Origin of the sequence: Drancourtella sp. An12 (genome assembly GCF_002160935.1) — a bacterium.
Classification (GTDB): domain Bacteria; phylum Bacillota; class Clostridia; order Lachnospirales; family Lachnospiraceae; genus Sellimonas; species Sellimonas catena.
In genome coordinates, this window is record NZ_NFLO01000010.1 from 89,777 (window position 1) to 106,128 (window position 16,352).

General features: G+C 47.8%; 14 protein-coding genes. 1 reads left to right on the plus strand and 13 read right to left on the minus strand.

All coding sequences use genetic code 11. The annotated features are described in order from the left end of the window. The 4 genes from B5E64_RS10430 to B5E64_RS10445 form a co-directional block, all read right to left on the minus strand. Positions 1-1,311, minus strand: coding sequence for a phenylacetate--CoA ligase (locus tag B5E64_RS10430; protein WP_087168456.1), 1,311 nt, complete (start codon positions 1,309-1,311; stop codon positions 1-3). Between the two features lie 169 nt (positions 1,312-1,480). Then, a complete protein-coding gene (locus tag B5E64_RS10435) occupies positions 1,481-5,980 on the minus strand; it encodes a PolC-type DNA polymerase III (RefSeq protein ID WP_087168457.1) in 4,500 nt (1,499 codons plus the stop codon). A 13-nt stretch (positions 5,981-5,993) separates the two neighbouring features. Then, complete coding sequence (gene ispG, locus B5E64_RS10440; RefSeq protein WP_087168458.1) at positions 5,994-7,055, minus strand: flavodoxin-dependent (E)-4-hydroxy-3-methylbut-2-enyl-diphosphate synthase; 1,062 nt, start codon at positions 7,053-7,055, stop codon at positions 5,994-5,996. Between the two features lie 82 nt (positions 7,056-7,137). After that, complete coding sequence (locus tag B5E64_RS10445; protein WP_087168459.1) at positions 7,138-7,602, minus strand: hypothetical protein; 465 nt, start codon at positions 7,600-7,602, stop codon at positions 7,138-7,140. A gap of 205 nt (positions 7,603-7,807) precedes the next feature. Between B5E64_RS10445 and B5E64_RS10450 the strand changes: the two genes are divergently transcribed. Continuing rightward, positions 7,808-8,158, plus strand: a complete 351-nt coding sequence (locus B5E64_RS10450; protein WP_087168460.1) for a helix-turn-helix transcriptional regulator — start codon at positions 7,808-7,810, stop codon at positions 8,156-8,158. Positions 8,159-8,222: 64 nt separating this feature from the next. On the opposite strand, the gene hisC is transcribed toward B5E64_RS10450, so the two are convergent. The 9 genes from hisC to B5E64_RS18750 all read right to left on the minus strand — a co-directional run bounded on the left by hisC (position 8,223) and on the right by B5E64_RS18750 (position 16,242). Continuing rightward, positions 8,223-9,278 (minus strand): histidinol-phosphate transaminase, encoded by a 1,056-nt coding sequence (hisC, locus tag B5E64_RS10455; protein ID WP_087168461.1) that lies wholly within the window; start codon positions 9,276-9,278, stop codon positions 8,223-8,225. A 6-nt stretch (positions 9,279-9,284) separates the two neighbouring features. Further along, a complete protein-coding gene (locus B5E64_RS10460; protein ID WP_087168462.1) occupies positions 9,285-10,481 on the minus strand; it encodes a pyridoxal phosphate-dependent aminotransferase in 1,197 nt (398 codons plus the stop codon). Further along, positions 10,478-11,392 (minus strand): phosphatidylglycerol lysyltransferase domain-containing protein, encoded by a 915-nt coding sequence (locus tag B5E64_RS10465; protein ID WP_087168463.1) that lies wholly within the window; start codon positions 11,390-11,392, stop codon positions 10,478-10,480. The genes B5E64_RS10460 and B5E64_RS10465 overlap by 4 nt, the downstream gene beginning before the upstream one ends. An 83-nt stretch (positions 11,393-11,475) precedes the next feature. Beyond that, entirely contained in the window at positions 11,476-12,549 is a 1,074-nt protein-coding gene (gene prfA, locus B5E64_RS10470; RefSeq protein WP_087168464.1) for a peptide chain release factor 1, read from the minus strand. Next, complete coding sequence (prmC, locus tag B5E64_RS10475; RefSeq protein WP_087168465.1) at positions 12,542-13,423, minus strand: peptide chain release factor N(5)-glutamine methyltransferase; 882 nt, start codon at positions 13,421-13,423, stop codon at positions 12,542-12,544. Before prmC ends, prfA begins: the two co-directional genes overlap by 8 nt. Continuing rightward, on the minus strand, positions 13,420-14,373 hold the full coding sequence (locus B5E64_RS10480) for a DUF1385 domain-containing protein (RefSeq protein WP_087168466.1): 954 nt from the start codon (positions 14,371-14,373) through the stop codon (positions 13,420-13,422). The genes prmC and B5E64_RS10480 overlap by 4 nt, the downstream gene beginning before the upstream one ends. Positions 14,374-14,460: 87 nt before the next feature. Further along, complete coding sequence (gene rpmE, locus B5E64_RS10485) at positions 14,461-14,667, minus strand: 50S ribosomal protein L31 (RefSeq protein WP_087168467.1); 207 nt, start codon at positions 14,665-14,667, stop codon at positions 14,461-14,463. A 113-nt stretch (positions 14,668-14,780) separates the two neighbouring features. Beyond that, on the minus strand, positions 14,781-16,106 hold the full coding sequence (gene rho / locus B5E64_RS10490) for a transcription termination factor Rho (RefSeq protein ID WP_343284059.1): 1,326 nt from the start codon (positions 16,104-16,106) through the stop codon (positions 14,781-14,783). Next, entirely contained in the window at positions 16,048-16,242 is a 195-nt protein-coding gene (locus B5E64_RS18750; protein ID WP_343284060.1) for a hypothetical protein, read from the minus strand. The genes rho and B5E64_RS18750 overlap by 59 nt, the downstream gene beginning before the upstream one ends. Between the last annotated feature and the right edge of the window lie 110 nt (positions 16,243-16,352).

Sequence of the window (16,352 nt, forward strand, 5' to 3'; positions counted from 1 at the left end):
CTATAATCCATCCTTTCGTAAATCCTTGATTCTCTTTGCCTTTCCCTCAAATCTCTGCAGAGAATAAGGCGCTACCAGCCGGATTTCTGTTGCGAGGCCAAGCTGGGATTTCAGTCCCGCCTTGATCTTCTTTTCCAGTTCGCTGAGTTTTCCGTAGCTGTCAAGCAGCCTGTCATCAATCAGTTCCACTGTGATGGTCATAACGTCCAGTCTGTTCTTTCTTTCTACAAGGATTTCATAGTGTGGTCCGATCTCATCGATCTTGAGCAGTACTTCTTCGATCTGCGTCGGGAATACATTGACGCCGCGGATGACAAGCATGTCATCTGCCCTTCCGGAAAGATTTTCGATTCTTGCGGTCGTTCTTCCGCATTTGCACGGCTCATAGAAAATCCGGGTCATATCTCCGGTCCGGTAACGGATAATCGGAAGAGCCTCCTTTCCAAGACAGGTCACAACAAGCTCTCCACGCTCTCCCGGCGGCAACACTTCTTCTGTCTCCGGATCGATGATTTCCGGTATGAACCAGTCTTCATTTACGTGCATGCCGCAAAGCTCTCTGCACTCGCCTGCCACACCCGGTCCGCAGAGCTCGCTCATGCCGTAATTCTGCGTGCAGAAGAACTGATCGCCCCATACATGGTGCATCTCCTCGCGCATCGCCTCGGTCATCCCTTCTCCGCCGAAGAGTCCGGTCCGGAGGCACAGATCCTTCGCCGGATCGATCCCTGCCCTGCGGATCTCTTCGCCAAGATGCAGCGCATAGGACGGTGTCGCCACAAGAAGTGTCACACCCATGTCTTTTAGAAACATGATCTGTTTTTTCGTATTGCCGGATGACATCGGAATCACGGCAGCTCCGATCTTTTCCAGTCCTCCGTGCAGTCCCAGCGCACCGGTAAAGGTGCCGTATCCAAAGGAGAGCTGCACGATGTCATCTGCGCGTGCTCCTCCCATGCAGGCAACTCTTGCTACATTATTCAGCCAGATATCCAGATCGTTTTTCGTGTATCCGACAACCGTCGGTTTTCCGGTCGTGCCGGAACTTGCGTGAAAACGTACCAGTTCCTTTTTATCAACCGCAAACAGCCCCATCGGATAATTATCTCTGAAATCCTTTTTGCTTGTAAACGGAAGTCTCCTCAAGTCATCCAGCGAACGGATATCTTCCGGAGCCACCCCTGCTTTGTCCATTTTCCCCCGATAAGGAGCCACCCTCTCATAGATGTAGGAAACTGTCTGTTGCAGCTTCCGGAGCTGGATCTCTTCCAGTTCTTCTCTAGGCAGTGTCTCCTCCTTTGCCCATATCATTTTTTCTTCCTCCTGGTCAGATTAATTTGGGAATAAAACGCTTCCCTGTTCCATGCAATGCCTTCTGTGCAGAAGTCTTTCCTTTCCGGCTTTTTGCACAGAAAAAAGAGGACCCGCCTCTTTGGCTTATCCTCTTTAGTATATCATATTCCTTTATTCGTTTAAAGCATTAATCTGCAAAATCAAACAGAGATAACTGATTGGATTCCGGAAGATCGGAAAGAAGTCCCAGTTCCGACATCTTATCAATCACCGTCTTGCTGGCCTTGGTTCTCTGTCGGAAATCATCTTTTGAAAGGTACCTGCCGTCCCTCGCTGCCTGTTCCACCGCTTCTGCCGCCTTGTCTCCCATTCCATCGATACTGGAAAGGGGCGGCATCAGCTTTCCGTCCACAATCCGGAACTTGGTCGCTTTTGCCTCATAAATATCAATCGGCATAAACTCCAGACCTCGCGCATACATTTCCTGCACGATCTTCATATCTTTCATCGTATCCTGCTCTTTTTTACTCAGCCGGTCCTGTCTGCTTTTATATTCCCGGATATGGTATGCCAGTTTTTCCTTTCCCTGACACATCAGCTCATAGGAAAAGGCGTCTGCACGGATTCCAAAGTAGGCAGCATAATACGCAAGTGGATAGTTGACCTTACAGTAGGCAATCCGGTATGCCATCATAACATAGGCGGCCGCATGCGCTTTCGGGAACATATACTTGATCTTCTTACAGGACCAGATATACCAGTCCGGTACTCCAGCCTCTTTCATCGACTCTTCAAACTCCGGCGTGAGTCCTTTTCCCTTTCGCACTTTCTCCATGATCGTAAAAGAGAGCTCACTGTCCATCCCTTTGTTGATGAGGTAAGTCATAATATCATCACGGGTACAGATCGCCGTGGAAATCGTTGCCTTTCCCTCCTGAATCAACGTCTGCGCATTATTCAGCCACACATCGGTTCCGTGGGAAAGCCCGGAAATCCGGATCAGGTCGGAGAGGGTCTTTGGCTTTGTATCTACTACCATCTGGATAACAAAGTCCGTTCCGAACTCCGGAATACCAAGGCATCCAACCGGACATCCGTCAATGTCATCCGGCGTGATGCCGAGTGCCTCCGTATTGGCAAACAGCGACATGACTTTCGGGTCATCCAGCGGAATATCTCTGGCGTCAAATACATTCTCTACGCCGTCATATTCATTGTCCATGGCGTCCGAATTGATCAGCTCCTCCAGTGTCTTGATCATGGTCGGATCATCGTGTCCCAGAATGTCAAGCTTTAATAGGTTGTGGTCAATGGAGTGGTAGTCAAAATGAGTCGTAATGATATCCGTATTCATATCATTTGCCGGATGCTGCACCGGGGTAAAGGAGTTGATGTCCTCACCGTGAGGAAGAACGATAATTCCTCCCGGATGCTGCCCTGTACTTCTCCGGATTCCCGTACATCCCTGCACGATCCGGTCGATCTCACAGTTTCGCTTCCTGCTGCCCCGCTCTTCATAATAGTTCTTCACAAATCCGAATGCGGTCTTGTCCGCCAGGGTACCGATGGTCCCTGCGCGGAACGTCTGCCCTTTTCCAAAGATGACTTCCGTATACTTGTGAGCGTTACTCTGATAATCTCCCGAAAAGTTCAGGTCAATATCCGGCTCTTTGTTTCCTTTAAACCCAAGGAAAGTCTCAAACGGGATATCGAACCCGTCTTTGACGAGCGGATGTCCGCATACCGGGCAGTCCTTGTCCTTCATATCCCATCCGCAGCCCCCCGCAAACGCGCGTACTTCCTCGGAATCAAAGTCACTGTAATGGCAGTGCGGACAATAATAATGCGGGCTTAACGGATTGACCTCCGTGATTCCTGCCATGGTAGCGACAAAGGAAGATCCGACTGATCCACGGGAACCAACCAGATATCCATCCTCATTGGACTTCCATACCAGCTTCTGGGCAATAATATACATCACGGCGAATCCATTGGAGATAATGGAATGAAGCTCCCTCTCCAGCCGTTCCGTCACGACGTCCGGGAGGGGATCTCCATACATTTCATGGGCTTTTTTATAACAGATATCACGCAGGGTCTGATCGGAATTTTCAATGACCGGAGGACATTTGTCCGGTCGGACCGGAGCAATCTTTTCAATCATGTCCGCAATCTTATTCGGATTCTCAATTACAACCTCATGGGCTTTTGCCGCTCCGAGGTAGGAAAACTCCTCCATCATCTCTTCCGTCGTATGCAGATACAACGGTGCCTGTTCATCCGCATCAGAAAAGCCTTTTCCCGCCATGATGATTCTACGGTAGACTTCGTCCTCCGGATCCAGGAAATGAACATCGCAGGTTGCCACAACCGGTTTGCAGAATTTCTCGCCAAGTCTTACAATTTTCCGGTTCAGATCCCGCAGGTCCTCCTCGCTTTTTACATTGGAAACCCGGTCGCTTGCAATCATGAACCGGTTATTCCCAATCGGCTGGATTTCCAGATAATCATAGAAATTCACCAGCTTTGCGATCTGTTCTTCTGATTTTCCATTTAAGACAGCCTGGAACAGTTCGCCTGCCTCACAGGCGCTTCCGATAATGAGTCCGTCCCTGTACCGTAAAAATTCGCTCTTTGGAATTCTCGGCATTCTGGAAAAATACTGCAGGTGGGACATGGAAATCAGGCGGTACAGATTCACACGCCCGGTCTCGTTTTTCGCCAGAATGACCGCATGGTGGGACGGAAGTTTCCGAATTGCGTCCGGATTCATGGAGCCGAAGTGATTCAGCTCTTTCAATGTAAAAATTTCCCTGTCTTTCAGCATTTCGACAAACCGGACAAAAATCTCGGCCGTCGCCTGGGCATCATCCACGGCCCGGTGATGATTTTCCAGCGAAATGTTCAGTGCCTTTGCCACAACATTCAGCTTATACTTGGAAAGAGTCGGAAGGAGCACCCGGGCGAGGGCCACCGTATCCACCGATATAAATTCCTTCTCGATCTCCTGATATCTACAGTTCTGCTCAATAAAACTGACATCAAATCCTGCATTGTGGGCTACCAGAACCGCATCTCCCACAAAGTCCAGAAATTTTGGAAGGACTTCCTCGACAGGCTCGGCATCCATCACCATGTCATCGGTAATACCGGTCAGATCCGTGATCTTAAACGGAATCGGAATCTTCGGATTGACGAAAGTACTGAACCGCTCCGTGATTCTGCCCTGCTCCACCTTGACCGCTCCTATTTCAATGATCTTGTCCTGAATCGGGCTGAATCCGGTCGTCTCCAGGTCAAATACCACATATGTATCCTGAAGAGTCTGGTCCTTCGCCCCCTGGGCAATCTCCGTCAGATCATCCACCAGATACGCCTCCACGCCGTAAATAATTTTAAACGGATCGTCTTTATCCAGAGATTCGATATAGTGGTTGGCATCCGGGAATGCCTGAACGACACCGTGGTCCGTAATGGCAATCGCTTTGTGTCCCCAGTCATGCGCACGCTTTACAATATCTTTGACTTCCGATACCCCGTCCATATCGCTCATTTTCGTATGGCAGTGCAGCTCTACACGCTTTTCCGGATAGAGATCCTTTCTCTGCACGGTGAAGTCACTGATTTTCCGGATTCCGCTCACAGAACCGATGGTCAGCTCCCCGTCAAATTTGTCGATCGTGGTAATCCCCTTTACTTTCAGGAATGCACCCTTTTTAATGTCGCCAAACAGGTCCGGGAGCTGGTCGTTTCTGGCAAACATCTTGACAACGATCGTATCGGTAAAATCGGTGATGGCAAACATGAGGATCGTCTTTTCATTCCGGATCTCTCTCGTATCAAAGCTGATGACCTTTCCCCGGATGGTGATCTCGCCCATCTCGCCCAACACCTGGGAGAGTTCGATCGGAGGATCATCGAAGTCCCGTCCGTAAATCATGTTCGGATCATCCGATTTTCTGAAATCACGTCTGACAAACGGTTTCTTCATCTCTTTTCCAAACCGCTTTTCTTTCAATGTCTTTGGAGCAGATTTTGTTTTCTCTTCTTTTGTCCCGTTTTCTCCGGCATCCGCCTCTTCCGTATTTTTCCGTTTCTCCTTGCGGAGTGCCTCGTTTCTCTCAATAATTTCATCCACTTCTGCCTGAAGCTGAAGTTCGTTAAACTCAAGCGCGCTCTTTTTTTTCGGCGGTTGATAGCCGACTTTAATGGAAAGAGGCACATGAAAACGGTCATTAAACACTTCGGAAAGGAGGCTTACAATCGCCTCCTTCTTTCCTTCTGCCACGATAGAATTCTGAAGCTTCAGATTCAGAACGCTGTCCTCGAAATCATAGTCCGCATGCTCAAACATGCTTCTCTCAACGGCGCTTCTCTGCTCCAGCTCCAGAAGGATACTGTCATAATACTCGTGCATCAGGTTTTCCGGCGTATACTGCTCTGACAGCTGATAGCTCTCCAGAATCTCCACCTGGATCATCGTCCGGTCAAACAACTGGTGCTTGATAGCATATTCCAGTTCATAAATCTTCTTTTTCTGCAGAAGATGGGTGGAAAACAGATAAATCCGGATAAAATCTCTTGTTGAATTCGTTGAAACTTTCGTAACCCTGACATCTTTCAGCAGAAATTTTGTCTCCTCCGAAAGGTTCAGAGTCGGAAACACTTCAAAAAAGTCTTTTCCCATATGTCATACGTCCTCAATCTTTTTTCCAGTTCAGAAGCTCTTCCCTAAGGGCCGGGAGGAGTTCTTCTTCTTTGAGTTTTTTTACAATCTCTCCCTTTTTAATCAGGAGTCCTTCTCCGACGCCTCCGGCAATCCCGATATCGGCTTCCTTCGCCTCACCAGGTCCATTGACAACACAGCCCATGACTGCCACTTTCACATCGTCAAGCGGGATATCCTGCACCATGTCTTCCACCTGGTTTGCAAGGCCGATCAGGTCAATTCTGGTTCTGCCGCAGGTCGGACAGGAAACGACCTCGATGCCGCCCTTTTTCAGCCCCAATGTCCTTAAAATCAGCTTTGCGGATTTGACTTCTTCCAGCGGGTCTCCCGTCAGAGAGACGCGGATGGTATTTCCGATTCCCTGATAAAGAATGATTCCAAGCCCGATGGAAGATTTGATATTGCCGGAAAGGATAGTCCCTGCTTCCGTAATACCGACGTGAAGCGGATACGGACACTGCGGAGCAAGTAGTTCATGCGCTTTGACACACATCATGACATCAGATGCCTTAATACTGACAACCAGATTGTTGTATCCCATTTTTTCAATCATACGCACTTTATCCAGCGCGCTTTCCACCAGTCCTTCGGCCGTCACGCCATCATATTTTTCCACAAGATTCTTTTCCAGAGAGCCGCTGTTGACTCCTACCCTGATCGGAACCTTGTATTCTTTGGCCTTCTCCACTACTTTTCTCACACGGTCCTGATCCCCGATATTTCCCGGGTTAATACGGATCTTGTCCGCTCCGTTTTCAATGGCCGCAATGGCAAGCCGGTAGTCAAAGTGGATATCCGCCACAAGCGGGATATGAATTCTGCGTTTGATCTCTCTGAGTGCTTCTGCAGCCTCCATTGTCGGAACGGCACACCGGATAATCTCGCAGCCTGCCCGCTCAAGAGCCAGGATCTGCTTTACCGTTGCTTCTACATCTTCTGTTTTTGTGTTTGTCATAGACTGGATGGCAACCGGATAACTGCCTCCGATCTTTACATTTCCTATCTGAATTACTTTTGTCTGTGTGCGCAGCATACTCTTCCTCCTCTACATGAATAAAATCCCCCTCTACCCAAGTCACACGTCATATCCGTTTTCCTGTATAGAGGGGAAAGTTCTATTTTTTATCAAATATCATCTGTTCACCGTATTCGCGGTCCGTAAGCGTCAACGTCTGCCGTTCCATGCTGTAGTCAAACGATGTCGTAAACATGGAAAGCGCTGTATCCAGAGCACTCTGGGTCAACTGTCCATCATACTGCTCCAGGATTCTGTCAATCTCACTTTGCTGCAGTCCGCCGATCACCAGCGTCTTTTCCGTTTTATCCACCTGACAGTCCATTGTCACCGCAAGTTCCGGAACATCCTGCAGATTATCAAACTGAAGTTTAACTTTATCATCACTTTGAATGGTCATTGTAATATTGTCATCCTGATATTCCCATGTCCCAGCAATCGGATTTCTTGCAAATGACCGGATCAGGAAGTACGCTGCAACCGCAATGATGAGAACAGACGCTGTCCAGATTACAATCCGAAACAGGAAACTTCTCTCTTTTTCATCATTTTTGGCAATTAACATCCGGATTACCTCCATATTTTTCTTCTTTTATTCTAAGTAAATTATAAAATTTTTATTCATACCTGTCAACACGGGATTCGTCTCCGGCTCCTTTTGATGCTTTTCGACACATATCGCTCCATCTACGTTCCTTTCCGCCACACTTCCTGTTTTCCCCACGTTTCTATTGCTAAAATGTAGCCACACTAAAGATAGGAGGCAATATATGGGGTTTTCAGAAAGACTAAAATTACTGCGCAGAAACGCAGACGTAACTCAGGACCAACTAGCACAATACCTTCAGGTATCCCGATCAACCATCGCCGGATACGAGACCAAAAACCGACAGCCAGACTATGACAAACTGTATATGATTGCGCAGTTTTTTCATGTCAGTACCGATTATCTCATTTCCGGCAAGGAGTCGCATCCGGTCGAAGTTTCTTCGTCCGGGCCTGCCATAAACGAACGGATTATTCAGTATCGGCTCAAAACTGTTTTCATGTCTCTCTCCCCGAAGTCAAAGCAGGATCTGCTGGAATATGCAAACCTCCTGGCTTTGAGGGACAGGCAATGATCATCCATACACAATATTTCAGAAATCAGGAAAGGAGGAATTTTTAATTCCTCCTTTTCCTGACTTATTCTTTCATAATCTCTTCCAACGTGTCAAAAAACTGATTCATTTCCTCATCTGTTCCGACAGTGATTCGTAAATACTGCGCGATCTCAGGCTGTTTCCAGTGTCTGACATAAATCTGCCGTTCCTTTAAAGCCTGAAACAGTTTTTCTCCATCATACTTCGGATGTTTTGCAAAAATAAAGTTTGTACTGGAATCCGGAAATTCAAATCCCAGATCCGCCAGTTTCTCTTTGCTCCATTCTCTTGTGGCGACAATCTTTTCCGTCGTCTTCCGGAAGTACTCCGTATCTTTTACCGCTTCCGTCCCGCAGACAATAGCCGGATAGGACATAGTATAGGAATTGAAAGAATACTTCACATCCTGGAGCCAGCGAATAAGCCGTTCGTTCCCTGCCGCAAATCCGATCCGCATTCCTGCCATGGATCTGGACTTGGAAAAGGTTTGTGTCACCAGAAGATTGTCATACCGGTCAATCAGGGAAATGGCGGACGGCTTTCCTGCAAAATCGATATACGCCTCATCCACAATGACGATCACGTCCGGATTCTGCTTTAAAATCTCCTCAATCACATCCAGGCTCTCATAAATTCCCGTCGGCGCATTCGGATTCGGGAAAATGATGCCTCCGTTTTCCTTACAGTAGTCCTCTTTTCTGAGGTGCATCTTCTCATCCAGCGGACAGCATTCATACGGGATCCGGTAGAGTTCTGCCCACACCTTGTAAAAGGAATAGGTAATATCCGGAAACAGAATCGGCTTTCCGGAATTAAAAAAGGTAAGAAAGCTCATTGACAGTACGTCATCTGATCCCACTCCTACAAAAATCTGTTCCGGTTTCACCTGGCAGTATTCGGCCAGGCTCTCTGTCAGCATACGGATTTCCGGATCCGGATACAGACGGAGTCTTCCGTCATCCATCTCCTTTAGTGCCCGCTCCACTCCCGGCGCAGGCGGATACGGATTTTCATTGGTATTCAGTTTGATTACTTTCTGCTGCGGCTGCTCTCCCGGAACATAAGGAGTCACCCGGCGGATATTTTCTTCCAGTCTCATACGCGTCTACTCCTGTCCGCGGTACTCGGCCGCAAGTTCTTCAAATTTCGGGAGCGCACGTACAATCGTGTCGTATGCGACACAGTATGCAAGTCTGACATAGCCCGGACATCCAAAGGAGCTTCCCGGCACCATCAGAATATTGTATTTTTTCGCTCTGCTGCAGAATTCCTTTTCATCTTCCACCGGAGACTTGACAAACAGATAGAATGCTCCTTCCGGTTTAATGCAGGAAAATCCCGCCTTCTTTAACCCTTCGTACAGGGTCTCTCTGTTCTTGTCATAAAAAGCGATGTCCGCCTTCTCATTCAGACATCTTGCCACTGCTTTCTGCTGGAGTGTCGGTGCATTGACAAATCCAAGAATCCGGGTTGCTACGTTGGCAGCGGAAATCACATCCGCACTGTCTGTCACTTCATCCGGAATTACAAGGTATCCGATCCGCTCTCCCGGAAGAGAAAGGGACTTACTGAATGAATAACCTACAATCGTATTGTCGTAATACTTTGTCAGGAATGGAACTTCGGCATCCCCGTACACAAGCTCACGGTACGGCTCGTCGGAAATCAGATAAATATCCGTTCCGTATTCCTTCTGCTTTTCCTCCATAACGGAAGCCATCTTCTTTACTGTCTCCTCAGAATATACGACACCGGTCGGGTTGTTCGGATTGTTGACAATCACTGCTTTTGTCTTTGGCGTAATCTTCCGGGCAAACTCGTCAAGTTTTGGCTGGAATGTCTCCGTATCAGGGGAGATCTCCACAAGCACTCCGTCAAAATTGTTGACATAGCTTCTGTATTCTCCAAAATACGGCGCAAATACGATGACTTCATCTCCCGGATTGATCAGTGTTTTCAGAATGACATTCAGGCCGCCTGCCGCTCCTACTGTCATCGTAATATTCTTTCCTTCAAAGGAAGTTCCGAAACGCTCGTTCAGATTCTGTGCAACAGCCTCTCTGACGTCCGCATACCCTGCATTGCTGTTCGTATATCCGTGCAGCACAACCGGATCCTCCTCTTTCAGCACATCCATCATGGCGTTTGTCAACGCTTCCGGAGCCGGAATATTCGGATTTCCAAGGCTGAAGTCATAGACATTTTCTGCCCCGTAAATCCCGGCAAGCCGGTTTCCTTCCTCAAACATCGCACGGATCGCGGAACTGTTCGCCACCATCCCTTTCATCTTCTCTGCAATCATTCTGATACCTCCTGTACTTTTGATAAAACTCCTTTTTCAAGCAGCATTGCCGGCTTATAGGAAAGCTTTGCTTTTCTAAGCCCCTCCTGTCCGGCATCATCCTCTCTGTTGACATAGCGGTATCCCATACATTCATGTTCCACAAACTGCTGGTTGATCATTGTATATGCACCCGGCACATCGGCAAATGCCTTTTCAATGTGGACAACAACCGTGTCATCACTTACCGGTTCCCCGACGGTAAATGCGACAATCTTACCGTTTACACGAAGAATTCCACCTTTGAGATGCAGCTCCTGAAACAGTCTCAGAGAATTGAGCGTTACACACATCTCGCAGTTTTTCTCTTCATCTTCGTCACATCCGTTTTCGTTTCTCCATTTCAGAGCCATCTGAAAGCATTCTTCCAGATTGTCCTTTGTGAGCGGCTCATATGCCCAGTCCTCATACGTGGCCTTGAACTTATTGATGTGGTTCCGTTTACCGTGAAGCTTTTTTCCCGACAGGGTACAAAGCTTTTCCGACTCATAAATATAATCCGCCGCATCCCTGTCATATTCAATCTGGTACTTTCCCGGATACCAGCTGTCGACAAGGGCAAACTGTGCTTCGGAAAGTCCGTACATATGAAACTCTCCTCCCTGCTCCTCGCAGTGTTTCTCCATCTGCGGGATCAGTTCCCGGATTTCCTCATCCGGTCCTGCGGGCCATGCAAAACCGTACCCGCTCTCTGTCTTTTCCCGGAACAGAATAGCTTTTCCTGTAAAGGCAAAATCCAGATTATAATGTCTTCCCCAAAGCATAACTCCAAAAAATGTTCTGTCACAGCTTCTTGACGGGTATTTCCGAAAATATTCCTTAATCAGTTCCTGATCCTTTAGCTGGACACGGTTAAATTTCCATTCATCCATACTGTATTATACCTTCTTCTTTTCCACGAATACAAAAGCCCTACATCCGGTGCCATACCGATATAGGGAATCCTGTCTGTCAGTTAGTTTTCCTGCATGTTCGCAAGTTTTGCCGCCTGATCGGCCGCAATCAGCGAATCAATGATTTCATCCAGATCTCCGTTTAACACGGTATCCAGTTTGTGAAGTGTCAGCTTGATCCGGTGATCTGTCACACGTCCCTGCGGGAAGTTGTACGTCCGGATCTTCTCGGAACGGTCTCCGGTTCCTACCTGGCTTCTTCTTGCCTCAGCCTCAGCGTCATGCTGCTTTGCCTGCTCCAGCTCGTAAAGTCTTGCACGCAGAACCTTGAGCGCTTTATCCTTGTTTTTCAGCTGGGACTTCTCATCCTGACAGGAGATTACGATACCTGTCGGGATATGGGTCAGACGTACAGCAGAGTCTGTCGTGTTGACACACTGTCCACCGTTTCCGGAAGCACGGAATACGTCGAATTTACAGTCGTTCATATCGATATGAACATCCACTTCCTCCGCCTCCGGCATGATAGCAACCGTGATGGTGGATGTATGAATTCTGCCGCCGCTTTCCGTCTCAGGCACACGCTGTACACGGTGTACCCCGCTTTCGTATTTCAGTCTGGAATAAGCGCCCTGTCCGGAGATCATAAAGACTGCCTCCTTGAAACCGCCGATTCCATTCTCATTGAGTGAAATCATCTCACATTTCCATCTTCTCCGTTCTGCATAGTGAATATACATCCGGTAGATCTCTGCCGCAAACAGCGCAGCCTCGTCTCCGCCGGCACCGGCACGGATCTCGACGATAACGTTCTTGTCATCATTCGGGTCTTTCGGGAGAAGCAGGATCTTGAGTTCATGCTCCAGCTCTTCTACACGTTTTCTGGCATCGGCAAGCTCTTCTTTCAGAAGCTCCCGCATCTCTTCATCCGACTCTTCCTCCAGCATGACGAGGCTGTCCTCGATTGTCTCGTTACATTTTTTGTATTCTTTATATGCTTCCACAATCGGAGCCAGATCGTTCTGCTCTTTCATCAGACTGCGGAACCGCGTCTGATCATTGACAACGTCCGGTTCCTGAAGCTCTCCCATAATCTCTTCAAAACGAATCAGCAAATCGTCCAGTTTATCAAACATTTGTTAATTCCTCCTCATTTTCTCTTGCTTTATTGTACACGCCGCCTACTACACGGTCAAGCCCTGCCAGATCCTTTTTTACATAGATCTGACTGTAGCCGGCCTCTTCCATCAGCCTTTTGACATCCTCCGCCTGATCGTATCCGATTTCAAAAAGCAACGTCCCCTGATGGTCAAAATAACCGCCCGCCTCTGAAATGATGCGGCGGTAAAAATACAGCCCGTCTTCTTTTCCGTCCAGTGCCCCGTAGGGGTCATGGAGCCGGACCTCCTCCTGGAGCTTCCGGATCTCTTCCGTCCTGATGTAGGGGGGATTGGAAACGATCATATCGTATGTCCCCTCAATTCTTTCAAACAGATCGCTTTGCACAAATGCGGCCCGTTCTTCCGGAATCTCAAGCAGTCTGCGGTTCTCCTCCGCCATCTTAAGGGCCGGTTCCGAAAGATCGGATCCGGTTCCGGTCCGGTTTTCATTCATTTTTAAAAGGCTTAACAGGATGCAGCCCGATCCGGTGCAGACATCCAGAATCCGCTTCGCGCCTGTATCATCTGCCGCCCGGTCTGCCTCCTCTACAAGGATCTCCGTATCCTGCCGGGGAATGAGCACATGCTCATTGACGTGGAATTCATATCCCATAAATTCCTGCACCCCGGTGATGTGCTGGAGCGGGACGCGGCTTTCGCGCTTTCTTATGGCCTCCTCGTACTGCTCCCGGCACGATTCTTCCATCTCTTCTCTGTCTCTCACAAAATACATGGCTCTGGAAAGGCCGGACACATGCTCCAGCAAAAGCCAGGCATCCAGATCATATTCCGGAATCCCTGCATGCTGAAGCTTTTCTTTTCCCCAGTTCAGTGCTTCCCGGAATGTCATACGGCCTCCTCTTTTCTTCCGGATTCTTCACGGACCGGAAAATTTTCTGCAAGGTACGCCTTCCAGTCAAAGACCGCTTCCACAGAAGCAATCGCAACCTCAATCATACTGTCGTCCGGTTCCTTTGTCGTCAGACCCTGAAGCATCAGCCCCGGTCTGCTTAACAGGTTAACTACCACGTTATCACTGTTTCCAGCCAGCCGGATAATCTCATAGGAAATTCCCGCAATGACCGGAAGCAGCGCGATCCGAATTACAACCCGCAGAATATGAGACTCCGTCTGGACAAAAAACAGAAGGACAATTCCCACAATCATAACAAACATGAGGAAACTCGTCCCGCACCGTTTATGCTCTTTGGAACTGATTCTGACATTGTCTACTGTAAGCGGCAGTCCATGCTCGATACAGTTGATACATTTATGCTCGGCACCATGATACTGGTACAGACGCCGGATATCCTCCATCCTGGAGATCAGCCAGATATAGCCGACAAAAATCAGAATCCGGATCACGCCTTCGAGAATCGTCCGGATAACATAGGACGGAATGACCGTCTTGAACAGATCTGACAGAAAATACGGAAGAACCATAAAAATTGCGATGGCAATCAGGAAAGAAACCGCCATGACGACCCCGTTGATCACCTGATCCAGTTTCTCCCTTTTCCTGGCCTCCTTTTCCGTCAGCACCTCCTCCTCTTCTTCCTCAAAGCCGGCTGACCACGTCAGCGTCTTCATACCCAGAATCATTGAATCGATAAAATTGAAGATTCCGCGGATAAATGGTGTTTTAAGCAGCTTCTGGTGGGAACCGACGATGCTTTTGTAATCATCCTGCTCCACAACAACCGTCCCGTCCGGCTTCCTTACCGCCACGGCGTACCGGTCTTTGTGTTTCATCATCACGCCTTCCAGAACCGCCTGTCCTCCTACATTTGATGACTTCATTGAAACTCCTTCTCTGCTAAATAACAGTTTTCTAAAGTAACGAAAAAGAGCTGAGATATGAAAACCTCAGCCCTGTACTTCTGAATCTTATTTGCTTTCGATTCCGTATTTCTTGTTAAACTTGTCAACACGGCCACGAGCCTGAGTTGCTTTCTGCTGTCCTGTGTAGAATGGATGACATTTGGAGCAGATTTCAACATGGATATCTTCCTTTGTGGATCCTGTTACAAATGTATTCCCACAGTTGCATGTTACAGTTGCCTGATGATATGCTGGATGGATTCCTTCTTTCATGATTTTCACCTCTTCTTGCTTTTATTCGTCTCACACAGATTTCTCTGCGACTAATCGTCTTCTAAACAGCGGGTTTATTGTATCATACCTGTTTTTGTTTTGCAACCCTCTTTTTAAATAAACTTCATTTTTTTGACAGTCTGTACGAGTTCTGTATTATGCTTTGTCCGGTTGAACAGATTCAGAATCGTATCAACCGCCTCATCGGACTTCATTCCATTGAGGGCCCGGCGCATAATGTAAACAGCCTCCTGCTCGTCCGGGGTAAGAAGCAGATCTTCCCGTCTTGTTCCGGATTTTGGAATGTCAATCGCCGGGAACATTCTCTTTTCTGAAAGTTTCCGGTCAAGGACAAGCTCCATGTTTCCGGTTCCTTTGAATTCCTCGTAAATGACATCGTCCATCTTACTTCCGGTATCTACAAGTGCAGTGGCAAGAATGGTAAGGCTTCCGCCCTCCCGCATGTTTCTTGCGGCTCCGAAAAAGCGTTTCGGCATATGCAGGGCCGCCGGATCCAGACCACCGGAAAGGGTACGTCCGCTCGGAGGTACAACAAGGTTGTAGGCTCTTGCAAGTCTGGTAATACTGTCAAGCAGAATAATAACATCTTTTTTATGCTCAACAAGACGTTTTGCACGCTCAATCAGCATTTCGGACACTCTCTTATGGTGATCCGGGAGTTCATCGAAGGTAGAATAGATGACTTCCACATTTTTCCCGCGGATTGTTTCCTTAATATCGGTTACTTCTTCCGGACGTTCATCGATCAGAAGAACAAGCAGATGCATCTCCGGGTTGTTTCTCAGAACGGAGAGAGCCACTTCTTTTAACAGTGTCGTCTTACCTGCTTTCGGAGGAGATACAATCATCCCTCTCTGCCCTTTTCCTATTGGCGAGAGCAGGTCTACAATTCTCATCGCTGTGCTGCTTCTCTCATTTTCGAGTCTCAGACGCTCATTTGGAAAAATCGGTGTCATGTCTTCAAAGTTTTTCCGTTTCACTGCAACCGCAGGTGGAAGTCCGTTGATCTTCGTTACAAATAACAGCGCACTGAATTTTTCAGACTGTGTCTTGATTCTCGTATTTCCGGAAACGATATCCCCTGTCTTGAGTCCGAATTTCCGGATCTGGGACGGGGAAACATAAACATCATTCTCTCCCGGAAGATAGTTCTCACAGCGGATAAATCCGTATCCGTCCGGGAGTACTTCCAGGATTCCATGGGCCGTCATACCGCTGTCCAGGTCAGACAGTTCCAGTCCGGCACCCTTTTCCCCTCTTACGTCTTCTCTCTGGACGTGCTCATGATCATGCCTGTTTTCTCTTACAGGTTCTGTTTCCTCTGTCTTCTGTGTTTTTCTATCTTCTTCAAGAAGGCGTTCAATCAGATCCGATTTTTTTAACGCGGATGTTCCTTTCAGCCCCCTTGCTTTCGCCACATCTTTCAGTACTGCCAGTGAAAGCGTTTCGTATTTTTCTTTCATATCCATCATATTCTATTTTCCTTTCTATTCTGGTCTCATGGGAAAAAATAGTCTGACTCGACCTGACTGACTTAATACGTAAAGTATACATCACAATTTTCAAAATGAAAAGTGTTTTTTCCAAAATTTAATTGCGCCCCTGTTTTAAGAATGGTATGATTGAAGAAGTGTATATTATAATAGAGAAGAAAAGGTGAATAG